We start from the raw sequence: 14,373 nt of genomic DNA on the forward strand, positions 1-14,373 counted from the left end.
CGGCCAGGCGCGCGACCGGCCCGCGGTCGCCGACGGACGCCGCCGGCCCGAGGCCGAGCGCGGCCAGCACCCCGGCGGCCTTGGCGTGCGTCTCGGCCACCTCGCCGGCCGCCGTCGAGTGCCGGACCAGGGTCGCACCGACCGGCACCCGCAGTCGGCCGGTGGGGGAGATCTCGGCGGTCCGGATCAGGATCGGGGCGTCGAGCGTCTGCCGGCCGGCCTCGTCGTGGCCGAGTAGTGCCAGCACGCCCCCGTAGTAGCCCCGGCCCCGGCGTTCGTGTCGGGCGATCACCCGGCAGGCGTTCTCGATCGGGCTGCCGGTGACGGTGGGGGCGAACATCGTCTCGCGCAGCACCTCCCGCACGTCGCGGGTGCCCCGCCCGGCGAGCAGGTACTCGGTGTGCGCCAGGTGCGACATCTCCTTCAGGTACGGGCCGATCACCTGCCCACCGTGCTCGGCGACGGTGGCCATCATCTTCAGCTCCTCGTCGAGCACCATGTACAGCTCTTCGGTCTCCTTCTCATCGGCGAGGAAGCGCAGCAGGGCAGCCCGGTCCGCGACCCCACCGGGGCAGCGGAAGGTGCCGCTGATCGGGTTCATCATCACCAGTCCGTCGTCGACGCTGACGTGGCGCTCCGGGCTGGCGCCGACCAGCGTCCGGGTGCCGGTGTGCACCACGAACGTCCAGTACGCGCCGCGCTCGGCGACCAGCAGCCGGCGCAGTGCGGCCAGCGCGGCCTTCAGCGGTGGGCCCTGCACTGTGGCGTGCAGGGCGCGGTGGATGACGAAGTTCGCCCCCTCGCCGCGGCCGATCTCCTCGGACAGCACCCGCTGCACGGTCCGCGCGTACTCCTCGTCGCTGACGTCGAAGCCGGCGTCGGTGGTGTGCACCGGTTCGTCGGGCAGCGCGGCGAGGGCGTCGGTGAGCGTGATCCGCTGGTGCTCGCGGACCTGGAGGAACTCCAGCGGGGCGGCGTCGTCGACGCAGGCGAAGCCGCGCTCGGTGATCTGCCGGTACGGCACCAGGGCCAGCGTCCGCGCCCCGGGCGGGCCCGTCGGCAACGGGAGGTCGGTGAGCTCTTCGACGGTGTCGACCGGGCCGGTGAACAGGTCCAGTTCGTCCGCGCCCTCGCGGCGCAGCAGCGCGAAGGGGCCGGGGTCGACGCCGTGCGCGACGGCGGCGAGCAGGTCGGTCAGGTGGGTCATCGGGGTCTCCGTGGGGCTGGGTGCCGCCGTCGGGCGGCCCCGGAGCCGGGAGATCCGGCGACCGCCTCGATGGCGGCCGCGTGGATGGAGCTACGCGCGGGAGATGGCCGCCGGGTCGGCGGGCCACCAACTGGTCAACTGCGCGAGCATGTGATCCACCCTACGCGCCCGTCGCCCGGCTGGCACGGGGTAACTTGACCGGCGATGAACATTCTCGCGCTCGACCTGGGCACCTCCTCGGTACGCGGGCTGGTGCTGGACGCGGACACCCAGCCGCTGCCCGGCGCTCTGGCCCGCCGCAAGGTCGACCTCGCCATCGGCGACGACGGCACCGGCACGCTGTCCGGTCCGGACTATCTGGCGAGCCTGGTCGAGTGCCTGGACGAGCTGGCCGACTCGGGGCACCTGCACAACGTCGGCCTGGTGGCGGTCTCCGCCCAGTGGCACTCGGTGCTCCCACTGGACCGCGACGGCGCCCCCATGGGCCCGGTGGTCACCTGGCTGGACACCCGGCCCGCCCCGGTCGGGCGCACCGCCGGCCCGGCCGACCCGGACGGCTTCCACCAGCGCACCGGCTGCTGGTGGCACCGTTCGTACTGGTCGATGCGGTTGCCCTGGGTGCGCGAGCAGTCCGGCACCCCGATCGCCCGGTTCGTCGGTCTGCCCGAGTACGTGCTGGGCGAACTGCTCGACACGGCGCCCATGTCGATCTCCCAGGCCTCCGGGACCGGTCTGCTGGACCTGCGCACCCTGCGCTGGGACGAGGAGGCGCTGACGCTGGCCGAGGCGCGACCGGAGGAGCTGCCGCCGCTGGGCGAGCTGGACTGGCACGGCCGGCTCCGGGTCGACCTGGCCCGTCGGTGGCCGCAGTTGGCGCAGGCCCGGTGGACGCCGCCGGTGGGCGACGGTGGGGCGTCGAACGTCGGCTCCGGCTGCGTCGACCCGAGCCGGGCCGCCGTCACAGTGGGCACCTCCGCGGCCGTACGGCTGATGCAGCGGATCCCGGCGGGCGAGCCGATGCCGCGCCTGCCCGAACGGCTGTGGCGTTACCGGGTCGACCACGACCACGTGGTGACCGGGGCCGCGTACGCCAACGGCGGCAACCTCTTCGCCTGGGCGGACCGGGAGCTGCGGTTGCCCCGGGGTGCCGAGCTGGACGCGGCGCTGGCGCTGGTGCCGACGGGCGGTGGCCGGCCGGCGGATCCCCGCTTCGGTGGCGACCGGGCGCCCGGGCTGGCGCCGGCGGGCAGCGGTGAGCTGCGCGGTCTGAGCTTCAGCACCACCTCGGTCGACATCCTGGCCGGGCTGATGCAGGGGTTGTGTGAGCTGGTCGCCGAGGATCTCGGGGTGCTGGAGTCCACCATCGACAAACCGGTCGGTGTGGTGCTGGGCGGCGGTGCGGTGGCCGCCTCGGTGTGGTGGCGGCAGGCCTTCGCGACCGCGCTCGCACCGCGACCGGTGTCGCATCAACGCAACCCGGAGATCGGCGCGACCGGTGCCGCGTTGGTGGCTCTGGGGCGCTTCGGTGACGCGATCCAGCTCGCCGACATCGGCCGGACGGACGAGCTGGTTTTACCGACCACGGCAGGACGTTCCCACCCGCAGTATCCTTCCTGAACCTCGGCCTCGCCCGGGCCGTTGACAGCGGTACCGAGCCTGGTTGGATGGACTGCGCTCCCCCGACCGCGGTGGACGCGGTAGGACGGAGGAGGCAGGGTGGCGGCAGGTCCCGACCCGGCGAACGGCGCGGTGTCGAACCATCGCCGACGCCGCTTCGATGTCCGAGTCGTTCCGCATCGACGGCGATCGCCGTTCCGGCTGCGCGACTGGCGGATGAGCACGAAGCTCGCCACAGTGCTGCTGGTGCCGTCGATGGCGTTCCTCCTGCTCGCCGGGGTGCAGACCAGCACCCTGGTGGGGCGGACGACGGCGTTGAACGACTTCTCCAGTCAGGTCGGCATCGGCCGGCAGATCACCGCGGCGGTGCACCAGCTCCAGCAGGAGCGGGACCGCTCGGCGGGGGAGCTGGGTGAGCTGCGTAAGGGCGGTGACCGGCAGGCCGCCGCGAACGACCTGAAGCCGTTGCAGGCGGCCACCGACAAGGCCATCGTGGACCTCAGCCGCGCCGCCGAGCCGTTGGCGGACGCGGACGCGTCCTGGCGGGTGGCCTTCTCCGAGGCGCTGGAGGCGTACGACCAGGTGGTCGACATCCGTGCGGCGATTCCGCCGGCGGTGCTCAGCAGCGAGACCATCCTGAGCAACTACCACCGGGCCATCGGGGCGTTGCTCGACCTGCTCGCCGAACCGACGCCGGGGCAGAACCAGCCGGCGTTGAACGACGCGGTGCTGCGCTACGTCCAGTTGGCCCGGGTCAAGGAGCTCTCCTCCCGGGTGCGGGCCCAGCTCTACGCCGCCGCCCGCGTCGGTGCGTACGGCACCGAGGACCGGGTGATCCTCGCCGACCTGCGCGGTCAGCAACTCACCGCGCTCGGCGCGTTCCGGGTGGCCGCGACCAGTGAGCAGATCCGCCGCTACGACGAGACCTCGGTGTCGCCGAATTTCCTGGTCGCCACGGGGTTGGAGGAGCGCAGCCTGTCCTCCGGCGGCGCGTCGCCGCAGGTGCTGCCGTCGGAGCAGTGGTGGTCGGCCAGCCAGCAACGCCAGGAGCTGCTGCGTCAGCTTGAGGCGGGTGTGCTCGACGACGCCGTACGGCAGGCCGAGGAGGCCAGCGACGATCAGCTGCGGACGACCCTGCTGGTCGTCGGCGGGGTGGTCACGGTCCTGCTGGCCGCCCTGCTGATCTCGTTGCTCATCGGGCGGTCGGTCGCCCGGTCAATGCGGATGCTGCGCAGCCAGGCGCTGCGGATCGCCCAGGTCGAGTTGCCGGACGCCCTGGACCGACTGAAGACCGTCACCGGTGGGGTGCCGCGCATCGATGTCGCGCCGGCTGTGGTCCGCTCACTCGACGAGATCGGCGAGCTGGCTGAGGCGTTCGTGGCGGTGCACCGCAGCGCGGTCACGGTCGCCGTCGAGCAGGCGCTGATGCGGCGCAACGTCAACGCGATGTTCGTCAACCTGGCCCGCCGTAGCCAGGTGCTGGTGGAGCGTCAGCTGGAGCTGCTGGACGACCTCGAACGCGAGGAGAGCGACCCGGACCAGCTGGAGAACCTGTTCAAGCTCGATCACCTGGCCGCCCGGATGCGCCGTAACGACGAGAGCCTGCTGGTGCTCGCCGGCACCGACTCGACCCGCCGGTGGAACCGGCCGGTCGGGCTCGGTGCGGTGCTGTTGGCCGCCGCCGCGGAGATCGAGCAGTACCAGCGGGTCCGGATCGAGTCGGTTGCCGATGTGCACGTGGTGGGGCACGCCGTCGGCGAGTTGGTGCACCTGCTGGCCGAGCTGCTGGAGAACGCCACTGCCTTCTCCCGTCCGGACACCGTCGTGGTGGTGACCGCCCGGGTCGAGGCGGGGGGTGCGCTGATCGAGATCGTCGACCGGGGTCTGGGTATGAGCCCGACCGCGTTGGTGCAGGCGAACGAGGTGCTGGCCAGCCCTCCGGCCGCGGACGTCGCGGCGGTGGAGCGGATGGGGCTCTTCGTGGTCAGTCACCTCGCGGCCCGGCTGGGCGTCCGCGTGCGGTTGGAGGGCGGTGAGGACGGGCTGGTCGCCCGGCTCGCCCTGCCCGCGGTGCTGCTGGCTCCGGCGGGCACTGTGGAGTTGGATGCGCCCCCGTCGGCCCGGATGCTGGCGTCAAGCGCGGCGCGGGGGTTGGTTCCGCAGCCCGGGGCAGCCCGGCAGGCCGCTGCCCCGATGCCGAACGGCGCGGTGCGGGACCTGCCGGTGGCCGGCCGCCCGCCGGGCGTCGGCGTGCCGCGTCAGGGCCGCCCGGTGCCGGTACGCGCCGAGGACGTGTTGACCCCCGCCGCTGATCGCGGTGCCGGCGGGGGCTGGTATTCGCGGCAGGGCCCGACCGCGCCGGTGGTGCCCGCTGCGGCGGCGCCACCGACGATCCCGGTGACCGCCGGCACCAATGAGCGGGGATTGCCGGTGCGGGTGCCCATGGCGCAGTTGAGCGCGGTCACCCGTTCGGCACAACCGATGACGGCACCGACCCGCACCGACCCGGACCCGGAGGCGGTCGGCGGCATGCTCTCGCGGCTCTACAGCGGAGTACGGCGCGCCGAGGCTGAGGACACCACCGAGATACCCGTGCCACCGTCCGGGGGGCACGACGAAAGGGGACGACGACAGTGACGACGTTGAGCCAGGAGGCGCGTGACCTGAGCTGGCTGGTGAGCGCGTTCGCGGAGCGGGTGCCGGGTGTGGCGCACGCGGTGGTGGTCTCCTCTGACGGGCTGCTGGTGGCGATCTCCGATCACCTGCCGCGTGACAACGCGGACAAGCTCGCCGCGGTGACCTCCGGGCTGATGAGTATCACCGCGGGCGCGGCCTCGATGTTCGACGGCGATGTCGTCAAGCAGACGGTGGTTGAGATGGGCCGTGGCTACTTCCTGGTGATGCAGATCCGCGACGGTTCGATTCTGGCCACGTTGGCCGCCGGTGACGCGGACATCGGCGTCGTGGGCTACGAGATGGCCCGGCTGGCCAAGCAGGCGGGGGAGATGCTCACCCCGGCCCTGCGGGCGGAGTTGCAGCAGGCGCTGCCCCGCTGAGTGAGCCGGCCGAGGCCCGGACGGTCACGGCTCACCCGAGCCGAGCCGTCCGGGCCCGGCCGTCCGGGTGGCGGCGCGGTCAGAAGCCGCCGTCGGCGATGACGGAGCGGTACCAGGTGGCGGAGTTCTTGAGCACCCGACGCTGGGTGGCGTAGTCGACGTAGACCAGGCCCCAGCGCTGGTCGTAGCCCTGGTCCCACTCGAAGTTGTCCAGCAGTGACCAGACGTGGAAGCTCTCCAGCGGCACTCCGTCGGCGATCGCCCGGTGCGCGGCGGTGAGGTGGTCGCGCAGGAAGCTGATCCGGCCGGCGTCCTGGACGGTGTCGTCCGCGCCCAGAGTGTCCGGTGTGGGCAGCCCGTTCTCGGTGATGGTGAGCGGGATCGGCCCGTATTCGCGGGTGATCCGGGTCAGCAGGTCGTACATCCCCTCGGGGTAGATCTGCTGCCATTCGGCCTCGGAGGTCGCCCAGCGGTGCGCGGTGCCGCCGTCGCCGGTGACGTAGATCGGGGTGTAGTACTGCACGGCCAGCAGGTCGACCGGCGCGGAGATGATCTTCAGGTCGCCGTCGCGGATGCCCTGGACCATCCGGCTCTGCGGGCCCAGGTCGGCCAGCAGGTCCTCCGGGTAGCTGCCCCTGAGCAGGGAGTCGAGGTAGAGGCGGTTCTCGTAGGCGTCGTAGAGGTGGGCGGCCGCGGCAGCCTGCGGGGAGTCGTCGGCGGGGTAGCAGGGGTGCAGGTTGAGCGCAGGGCCGATGCGGCTGTCGCTGCCGGTGGCCCGCAGCGCGGCGACGGCGAACCCGTGGGCGAGTTGCAGATGGTGGGCGACCAGGTAGGCGGCGTCCGGGTCCTGTCGCCCGGGGGCGTGGTGGCCGGTGAGGTAGCCGTTCTGCACGACGGTCTTGGGTTCGTTGATGGTGAGCCAGGCGGGCACCCGGTCGCCGAGGGCGCGGAAGACCACGTCGGCGTAGTCGGCGAAGCGGTGGGCGGTGTCGCGTGACTCCCAGCCGCCGGCGTCCTGGAGCGCCTGCGGGAGGTCCCAGTGGAACAGCGTGGCCATCGGGGTGATTCCGCGCTCGTGCAGGCCGTCGAGGAGGCGGCGGTAGAAGTCGAGGCCGCGTTGATTGGGCGTGCCGGTGCCGTCGGGCTGGATCCGGGGCCAGGAGATGGAGAAGCGGTAGCTGCGCAACCCGAGGTCGCGCATGAGGTCGAGGTCCTCGGCGTAGCGGTGATAGTGGTCGATGGCCACGTCGCCGGTGTCGCCGTTGCGGGTGCGCCCTGGGACGCGGCTGAAGGTGTCCCAGACCGACTCGCCGCGCCCGTCCTCCTTGGCGGCGCCCTCGATCTGGTAGGCGGAGGTGGCCGCGCCCCAGCCGAAGTTCTCCGGGAAGCGCAGCGGGCCGGCGGGCCCGATAGGTATCGACATGGATTCTCCTCATGGATACGGGGCCACCGCCGAAAGATTCGGGAGCGCTCCCATGATAGGGCAGACGCTGCCGGCCGGTCAGCCGGCCGTCAGGACGGCCGGCGCTGGCGGGTGGGAGGCGGGTGTGTGGCCCCGGGCAGCGAACGAGGCCGTCCGGGCGGCGCGGCGCGCCTGTCCCGTCGGCCTCTTTTCCTATCGTGTACGGGGGTTTAGTGTGGGGACGGGGGAGGGCAACCCCCGTCCCCACCGTAACTGCACACACACGGGCGGAATTTGGGTCCTGCCGTGCGTGTCGCGCGGGAGCCGGGCCACGCGAGTGGCTCTGGTTCCACCTCCCTCCCTGTGGCGGGACGATGGCTGACGACGGCGTCCGGGCTGGCCCGTCGTCGGCCCTCGGTCTGGTTCCCTGGGCTCGTCAGGGACGACCCCAGTGATCTTCTTGTTGGAACCTTGTCGATGGAAGCGCTCCCATCGACCGATGTTGCGACTGTAACGCCCGTCACGCCTTTGTGAAAGACCCAAAACGAGATCGAAACAAGGAGCTGATCCAGCGCCCCGTTCGCTTGTTGTGGGAGCGCTTCCATGGCACACTGTCGATTCGACGCGACAGGAGCCACATCGCGTAGTGCGGGTCCACCGAGGGCAACCGGCAGCACCAGCTCCGGTCACGGTCACCCGAGCGCAGCCGGCGGGACCCCCTCCCGTGCGGGCCGCACGCCCTACCCCGGCCGGGCCCGGGGAAGACCACCTTCCCGGCGCCTCGACATCCCCGCGGACCACCACCACCCTCGCGGGCAGGCGCCTCGCCGGGGACCATCCCGGCCTGGTCCGAGGAGACACCGCGCACATGAGACAACTGGCAATACGCCGGCGCGTGGCGATCGCCGCCGCCGCGCTGCTCGCCATCGGCGGGGTGACCCTGCCTGCCGGCGCCGCACAGGCCGCACCAGCCTGCGACGTGGTCTACGCGACCAACGACTGGAACACCGGCTTCACCGCGAACGTCACCATCAAGAACCTGGGTGACCCGGTGAGCAACTGGACGCTCAAGTGGACCTTCCCGACCAGCGGTCAGCGGGTCACCCAGGGCTGGTCGGCCAAGTTCAGCCAGACCGGCAGCGAGGTCACCGCGACAAACGAGTCGTACAACGGCAACCTTGCCACCGGCGCCTCCACCACCATCGGCTTCAACGGCGCCCACTCGGGCAGCAACCCGAAGCCCACCTCGTTCACGCTCAACGGCACTCCCTGCAACGGCACCCCGGCCAACCAGCCGCCGACGGTCTCCCTCGGCGTGCCGGCCGGGCCGTTCACCGCGCCGGCCGACGTGCCGCTGACGGCCACCGCCAGCGACCCGGACGGGACGATCAGCAAGGTCGAGTTCTACCGCAACGGCCTGCTGATCAACACCGACACCTCCGCCCCGTACGCGTACACCCAGGAGGACCTGCCGGCCGGCAGCTACACCGTCCAGGCCAAGGCGTACGACAACGCCAACGGCATCGGGGTCGACGAGAAGGCGTTCACCGTCGGAGCCGCCAACGGCCCGACACTGGTCGCCACCCCGTCCGCGGTGAGCGTCACCGAGGGTGGCAGCGCCACCTTCAACCTGAAGCTCAGCGCCGCCCCGACGGCCAACGTGCCGGTCACCCTCACCCGCACCGGTGACACCGACGTCACGGTCTCGCCGGCCACCGCCACGCTGACCCCGAGCAACTGGAACACCGGGGTCACCGTCACGGTCGCCGCGGCGGAGGACACCGACACCGTCGGCGGCGCCGCCACCATCACCGCCTCCGCCACCGGTCTCGCTTCGTTGGCGGTCAGCGCCACCGAGATCGACAACGACACCCCCGGCGGCGACAACGCCTACACCGCGAAGTTCCTGGAGCAGTACGGCAAGATCAAGAACTCGGGCTACTTCAGCCCCGAGGGTGTGCCGTACCACTCGGTGGAGACGCTGATCGTCGAGGCGCCCGACCACGGCCACGAAACGACCTCCGAGGCGTTCAGCTTCTGGCTCTGGCTGGAGGCCTACTACGGCAAGGTCACCCAGAACTGGGCCCCGTTCAACAACGCCTGGACGGTGATGGAGAAGTACATCATCCCCACGCACGCCGACCAGCCGACCGCCGGCTCCGCGGGCACCCCGCAGTACGCCGCGGAGTACAACCTGCCCAGCCAGTACCCGTCGGCGCTGAACCCGAACGTCCCGGTCGGTCAGGACCCGCTGCGCTCGGAGCTGCAGTCCACCTACGGCACCGGCGACATCTACGGCATGCACTGGCTGATGGACGTCGACAACACCTACGGCTTCGGCCGCTGCGGTGACGGCACCACCAAGCCGGCCTACATCAACACCTTCCAGCGGGGCACCCAGGAGTCGGTGTGGGAGACCGTTCCGCAGCCCTCCTGCGACACCTTCAAGCACGGCGGTCAGTACGGCTACCTCGACCTGTTCGTCAAGGACACCGGCGCCCCCGCCAAGCAGTGGAAGTACACCAACGCCCCGGACGCCGACGCCCGCGCCGTGCAGGCCGCGTACTGGGCGCTGACCTGGTCCAAGGCGCAGAACAAGCAGGCCGACGTCGCGGCCACCATCGCCAAGGCCGCGAAGATGGGCGACTACCTGCGGTACGCGATGTTCGACAAGTACTTCAAGAAGATCGGCAACTGCGTCGGGGCCAGCACCTGCCCCGCCGGCAGCGGCAAGGACTCGGCGCACTACCTGCTGTCCTGGTACTACGCCTGGGGCGGCGCGTACGACGCCAGCCAGAACTGGTCCTGGCGGATCGGCTCCAGCCACAACCACTTCGGCTACCAGAACCCGTTCGCGGCCTGGGCGCTGACCAACACCCCGGAGCTCAAGCCGCAGTCGTCGACAGCGGTCGCCGACTGGACCAAGAGCTTCGAGCGGCAGCTGGAGTTCTACACCTGGTTGCAGTCCGCCGAGGGCGGCATCGCCGGTGGCGCCACCAACAGCTGGGACGGTAGCTACGCCCAGCCGCCGGCCGGCACCAGCACCTTCTACGGCATGTTCTACGACGTCGACCCGGTCTACAACGACCCGCCGTCGAACCAGTGGTTCGGCATGCAGGCCTGGTCGATGCAGCGCATCGCCGAGCTGTACCAGCAGACCGGCAACGCGAAGGCCAAGGCGCTGCTGGACAAGTGGGTGCCCTGGGCGATCGCCAACACCACCCTCGGCACCAACTGGTCGATCCCGTCGGACATGGCGTGGACCGGTCAACCGACCACCTGGAACCCGTCCAACCCGCAGCCCAACACCGGCCTGCACGTCGAGGTCATCAGCAAGGGTCAGGACGTCGGTGTCACCGCCGCCTACGCCCGGATCCTGATCGCCTACGCGGCCAAGTCGGGCAACGTGGCGGCGAAGAACACCGCCAAGGGGCTGCTCGACGCCCTGTCGGCCGCCAGCGACGCCAAGGGTGTCTCCACCACCGAGAAGCGTGGCGACTACCGGCGCTTCGACGACGTCTACAACGCGTCCACCGGGCAGGGCCTCTACGTCCCGTCGGGTTGGACCGGGAAGATGCCGAACGGCGACGCCATCGCCGCCGGCAAGAGCTTCCTCGACATCCGGTCCTTCTACAAGAACGACCCGGACTGGCCCAAGGTGCAGGCGTACCTGGACGGTGGTGCGGAGCCGAGCTTCAACTACCACCGGTTCTGGGCGCAGGCTGACGTCGCCATGGCGTACGCCGACTACGGCAGCATGTTCCCGAACGGCTGAGACGACCCGGGGTGGGTGGCGTGGACCGCCCACCCCGGGATCCGGCCCGGGTCCGGGGAACGCGGACCGGGGCTGGCGGACGGCCTGACACCCACGGTCAGGCCGGGGTGGGCCAGCCATCTGGCCGACGCAGCGGATCGGCTGGCCCACCCCACCGCCCGGACTGGAGCTACGCGCGAAAAAGCCCAGAAATTCGGGCCGTCGCGGGATCACACCGAGGACTGTGACGGAGTAACGTACGTCACCGGAGAGGCCGCTCCCCCCGTGGCGGCCTCTCCACTTTTTTGCCCCGCGTCCGGCCGCTTCTCTGCCCCGGTCTGGCCCTGCGGGACTGGTTTCAGCGAGGCGGCGCGACCGGGTGACGCAGCCCCGGATGCCCGGCCGGCAGCGAACGCCGCAGCACCACCCAGCTCAGCGCCAGCGCCGCGGCGACCAGCGGCCAGGTCAGCGCCACCCGGGCCACCACCAGCGCGAGCACCTGCCCACCCAGGTAGAGCGGCACGAACACGGCGAGCCGCAGCAGGTAGGTCGCCGTCCACACCCAACTCGCCCGGCCGTACCCGCGCAGCAGCGCCGGGTCGCGCCGCCACCGGGCGCGCTGGCCCAGCACCGCGCCGACCAGCACACCGAGCAGTGGCCACCGCACCACGATGCTGACCGTCCACGCCAGAGCGCTCGCGGCGTTCGACAGCACCTGGATCAGAAAGAAGTTCTCGGCCCGGCCGGTGCGCACCGCGATCAACGCCGCGACGCAGACGGCCAGCAGCCCGATCAGCACCGAGCGCGGCCGGTCACCTCGACGCAGCCGTACGCCGGCCACCACCGCGCCCACGACCAGCGCCGCGCCGACCCCGCCCCACAGCGACTCGCCGCCCAGCAGCCAGCCCGCCGCGAACGCCAGCGGCGGCAGGGTGGCGTCGATGGCACCGCGTCGCCCGCCCAGCAGATCCGTCAGCGACTCGGCGCGCGCCGGCCCACCCGGACCGGTGTCCGAGCCGGCCCGAGCCGGCCCTCGCGACCCCGGGTTGTCGCCTTCACGCTGCTCCGGGCCGGGTTCGGCCGGGCCGTTGTCGCGCTCCGGTGTTCCGCTCACCACCGCCTCCTCGCCTCCGGCACAACCTAACCGGCGGTTGGCGGCAGGCCACCGGCCGGACCGCCGACACCTGCCGCTACGGTGTGCGGATGCGCGCGACGGCACGGGGTTGGACCGCGGTCTGGTTGGTCGTACTGGCCCTCGTCCAGGCGGCCGCCTTCCTCGCCGTGTGGCGGGTCGCCGTGCACCTTGAGATCGGTCAGTGGGTGGACACGGTAGCCCTCACCGGCAACCGGATCGGGCAGGACACCATCGACGGTCCGGTCGACCGGATCCTCAACGCGATGTCGGTGGTCTCGCTGCTGGCCGCCACCGCGATGATCGGGTTCATCGCGCTGATCCGGGGGCGGATCGCCCTGGCGATCACCGCGACTCTGCTCATTGCCGGAGCGAACGTCACGACCCAGTTGCTCAAGTACGGGCTGAGCCGGCCCGACTACGGTGTCGACCCGGAACGCGCGGCGGTGGGCAACAGCCTCCCGAGCGGGCACGCCACGGTGGCCGCCTCGGTGGCGGTCGCGCTGATGCTCGTGTTGCCGCGCAAGGTGCGGGCCGTCGGCGCCTTCATCGGTGCCGGCTACGCCGCCGTCGCCGGAGTCGCCACCCTCTCCGCCGGCTGGCACCGGCCCAGCGACGCGGTCGCCGCGTACCTGGTGGTGGGTGTGTGGGCGGCGTTGGCCGGGTTGCTGCTGCTGGTCACCCAGCGGGAGCAGGCCGAGATCGCCCCCGGTGACGCGCACCGGGTCGCTGCGCTGGTGCTCGGGATCGGCGGTGTGCTCGCCCTGGTGGCCTGCGGGCTCTCCCTGTCCTGGCTGCTGGACCTGCGCGGCACCGGGCCGGAGGAGTTGGCCCGCCGCCCCCTGTTCGTCGGGTACGCCGGCAGCGCCGCCGGGATCGCCGGCACGATGGCGGTGGTGATGGCGTTGGCGCTCACCGTCGTGCACCGGCTGGTGCCCAGGGTCAAGGGCTGAGCGGGCATCAGGAGGATCCGCGGATGATCGGGAACCTGGATGCCCGCAGCCGCAGGGAACCCGTCCGCGTGGCGTTCTCCGCCGAGTGCGCGCAGCTCACCGAGATCCTGGCCGAGTTGGTCGACGCCGACCTCGACCGACCCACCGACTGCCCGCCGTGGACCGTCCGGGAGCTGATCGCCCACATCCGCACCGGAGTGGGCCGGCTGGCCGACATGCTCGCTGCGCCGGCCCCGCCACGCCCCGAGGTGGACGCCGCGGGCTACTTCGGCAGGGCGAAGTTCACCGCGCAGGTGGACGCCGACCGGATCGCCGGTTGCCGGCAGGACGCGCTACAGGTGGACCGAGCAGCGCTGGCGACCGAGTTGGACCGGGCCTGGCGGACCACCGACGTGGCGGTCGCCGCCGCGCCGACCGATCGGGTGGTACGCACCCGGCACGGCGACGCAATGCTCCTCACCGAGTTCCTGCGGACCCGGGTCGTCGAGGTGGGTGTGCACGGTCTGGACCTGGCCGCCGCGCTGGGCCGGCGGCCATGGCTCACCCCGCAGGCGTCTGCGGTGATCGCCGACCTGCTCACCGGCGGGAAACCGACCCCGGCCGGGCTGCGCTGGGACGAGCTGACCCTGATCCGCAAGACCACCGGCCGAGCGGCGCTGACCGCCCCGGAACAGGCCGCGATCGACGCCGCCAACTTCCGTTGGCTCGCCTTCGGCCGCTGACCCTGGTCGCGGCCGGCACCGGCCTGGGCGGGTCAGCTCGCGGAGCGGGGTGCGGGGACGTGCGGGGCGACACCGCGCAGGTGCGTCAGCACCACCGGGTCGATCCGCCCCGGCACCAGCCGCTCCTCCAGGTTCTCCAACCCGGCCCAGGAGATCAACGCCGCTTCCGTGCCGTCCTCGTGCACCGGATGGCCCAGCGCGCCGAGCAACGCCGCCACCTCGTCGGCGACCGCGCCGCTCAGGTCGAGCAGGGTGGCCGGGTCGGGTCGGCCGAACAGCATGGTGTGCACAGTGAGCAGGCGACCCAGCTCGGCGACCGGGTTCGGGTGGTCGTCCACGCGCAGGTCCACCACCACGTCGCTGGTGCCGCCGTACCCGCCGCCGCGCTCGACCACGAGCAGGCCGGCGCTCTGCCGGCCACGCCGGTCGCCGCCGGCCTCGTCGCCGGCCCGCAGCGCGGCGACCAGCCGCTCGGCGAAGGGCAGCGCCGTTCCCGCCAGCCAGGCTTCGCCGAGGGCGTCGACGACCTC

The 14,373-nt window shown here is 72.0% G+C and carries 10 protein-coding genes; 6 read left to right on the forward strand and 4 right to left on the reverse strand.

Annotation, left to right across the window (positions count from 1 at the left end; translation table 11 throughout):
• A partial coding sequence (locus tag GUI43_RS31600; RefSeq protein ID WP_211326794.1) for a chorismate-binding protein occupies window positions 1-1,207 on the reverse strand: 1,207 nt, incomplete at its 3' end.
• A 204-nt stretch (window positions 1,208-1,411) separates the two neighbouring features.
• Here GUI43_RS31600 and GUI43_RS31605 point away from each other — a divergent pair.
• The 3 genes from GUI43_RS31605 to GUI43_RS31615 all read left to right on the forward strand — a co-directional run bounded on the left by GUI43_RS31605 (window position 1,412) and on the right by GUI43_RS31615 (window position 5,880).
• Window positions 1,412-2,824, forward strand: coding sequence for an FGGY family carbohydrate kinase (locus tag GUI43_RS31605; protein WP_112583032.1), 1,413 nt, complete (start codon window positions 1,412-1,414; stop codon window positions 2,822-2,824).
• A gap of 99 nt (window positions 2,825-2,923) precedes the next feature.
• Entirely contained in the window at window positions 2,924-5,461 is a 2,538-nt protein-coding gene (locus tag GUI43_RS31610; RefSeq protein ID WP_181518531.1) for a sensor histidine kinase, read from the forward strand.
• A complete protein-coding gene (locus GUI43_RS31615) occupies window positions 5,458-5,880 on the forward strand; it encodes a roadblock/LC7 domain-containing protein (RefSeq protein WP_088988684.1) in 423 nt (140 codons plus the stop codon). Before GUI43_RS31610 ends, GUI43_RS31615 begins: the two co-directional genes overlap by 4 nt.
• Before the next feature lie 79 nt (window positions 5,881-5,959).
• Here the strand turns inward: GUI43_RS31615 and GUI43_RS31620 are convergent, their stop codons facing one another.
• Complete coding sequence (locus GUI43_RS31620; RefSeq protein ID WP_112583034.1) at window positions 5,960-7,303, reverse strand: GH1 family beta-glucosidase; 1,344 nt, start codon at window positions 7,301-7,303, stop codon at window positions 5,960-5,962.
• Window positions 7,304-8,150: 847 nt separating this feature from the next.
• Here GUI43_RS31620 and GUI43_RS31625 point away from each other — a divergent pair.
• On the forward strand, window positions 8,151-11,057 hold the full coding sequence (locus GUI43_RS31625; RefSeq protein WP_112700467.1) for a glycoside hydrolase family 48 protein: 2,907 nt from the start codon (window positions 8,151-8,153) through the stop codon (window positions 11,055-11,057).
• Between the two features lie 337 nt (window positions 11,058-11,394).
• On the opposite strand, the gene GUI43_RS31630 is transcribed toward GUI43_RS31625, so the two are convergent.
• The gene (locus GUI43_RS31630) at window positions 11,395-12,012 is read right to left on the reverse strand and encodes a DUF3159 domain-containing protein (RefSeq protein ID WP_112583312.1); all 618 of its coding nucleotides are present in this window, start codon (window positions 12,010-12,012) and stop codon (window positions 11,395-11,397) included.
• Between the two features lie 221 nt (window positions 12,013-12,233).
• Here GUI43_RS31630 and GUI43_RS31635 point away from each other — a divergent pair, with 221 nt between their 5' ends.
• Together GUI43_RS31635 and GUI43_RS31640 are read left to right on the forward strand one after the other, a co-directional pair.
• On the forward strand, window positions 12,234-13,121 hold the full coding sequence (locus tag GUI43_RS31635; protein WP_181518530.1) for a phosphatase PAP2 family protein: 888 nt from the start codon (window positions 12,234-12,236) through the stop codon (window positions 13,119-13,121).
• Window positions 13,122-13,144: 23 nt separating this feature from the next.
• Complete coding sequence (locus GUI43_RS31640; protein WP_112700469.1) at window positions 13,145-13,843, forward strand: maleylpyruvate isomerase N-terminal domain-containing protein; 699 nt, start codon at window positions 13,145-13,147, stop codon at window positions 13,841-13,843.
• Between the two features lie 32 nt (window positions 13,844-13,875).
• On the opposite strand, the gene GUI43_RS31645 is transcribed toward GUI43_RS31640, so the two are convergent.
• A partial coding sequence (locus GUI43_RS31645) for a DUF1028 domain-containing protein (RefSeq protein WP_146765978.1) occupies window positions 13,876-14,373 on the reverse strand: 498 nt, incomplete at its 5' end.

This window comes from Micromonospora noduli (assembly GCF_003264365.1).
Classification (GTDB): domain Bacteria; phylum Actinomycetota; class Actinomycetes; order Mycobacteriales; family Micromonosporaceae; genus Micromonospora; species Micromonospora noduli.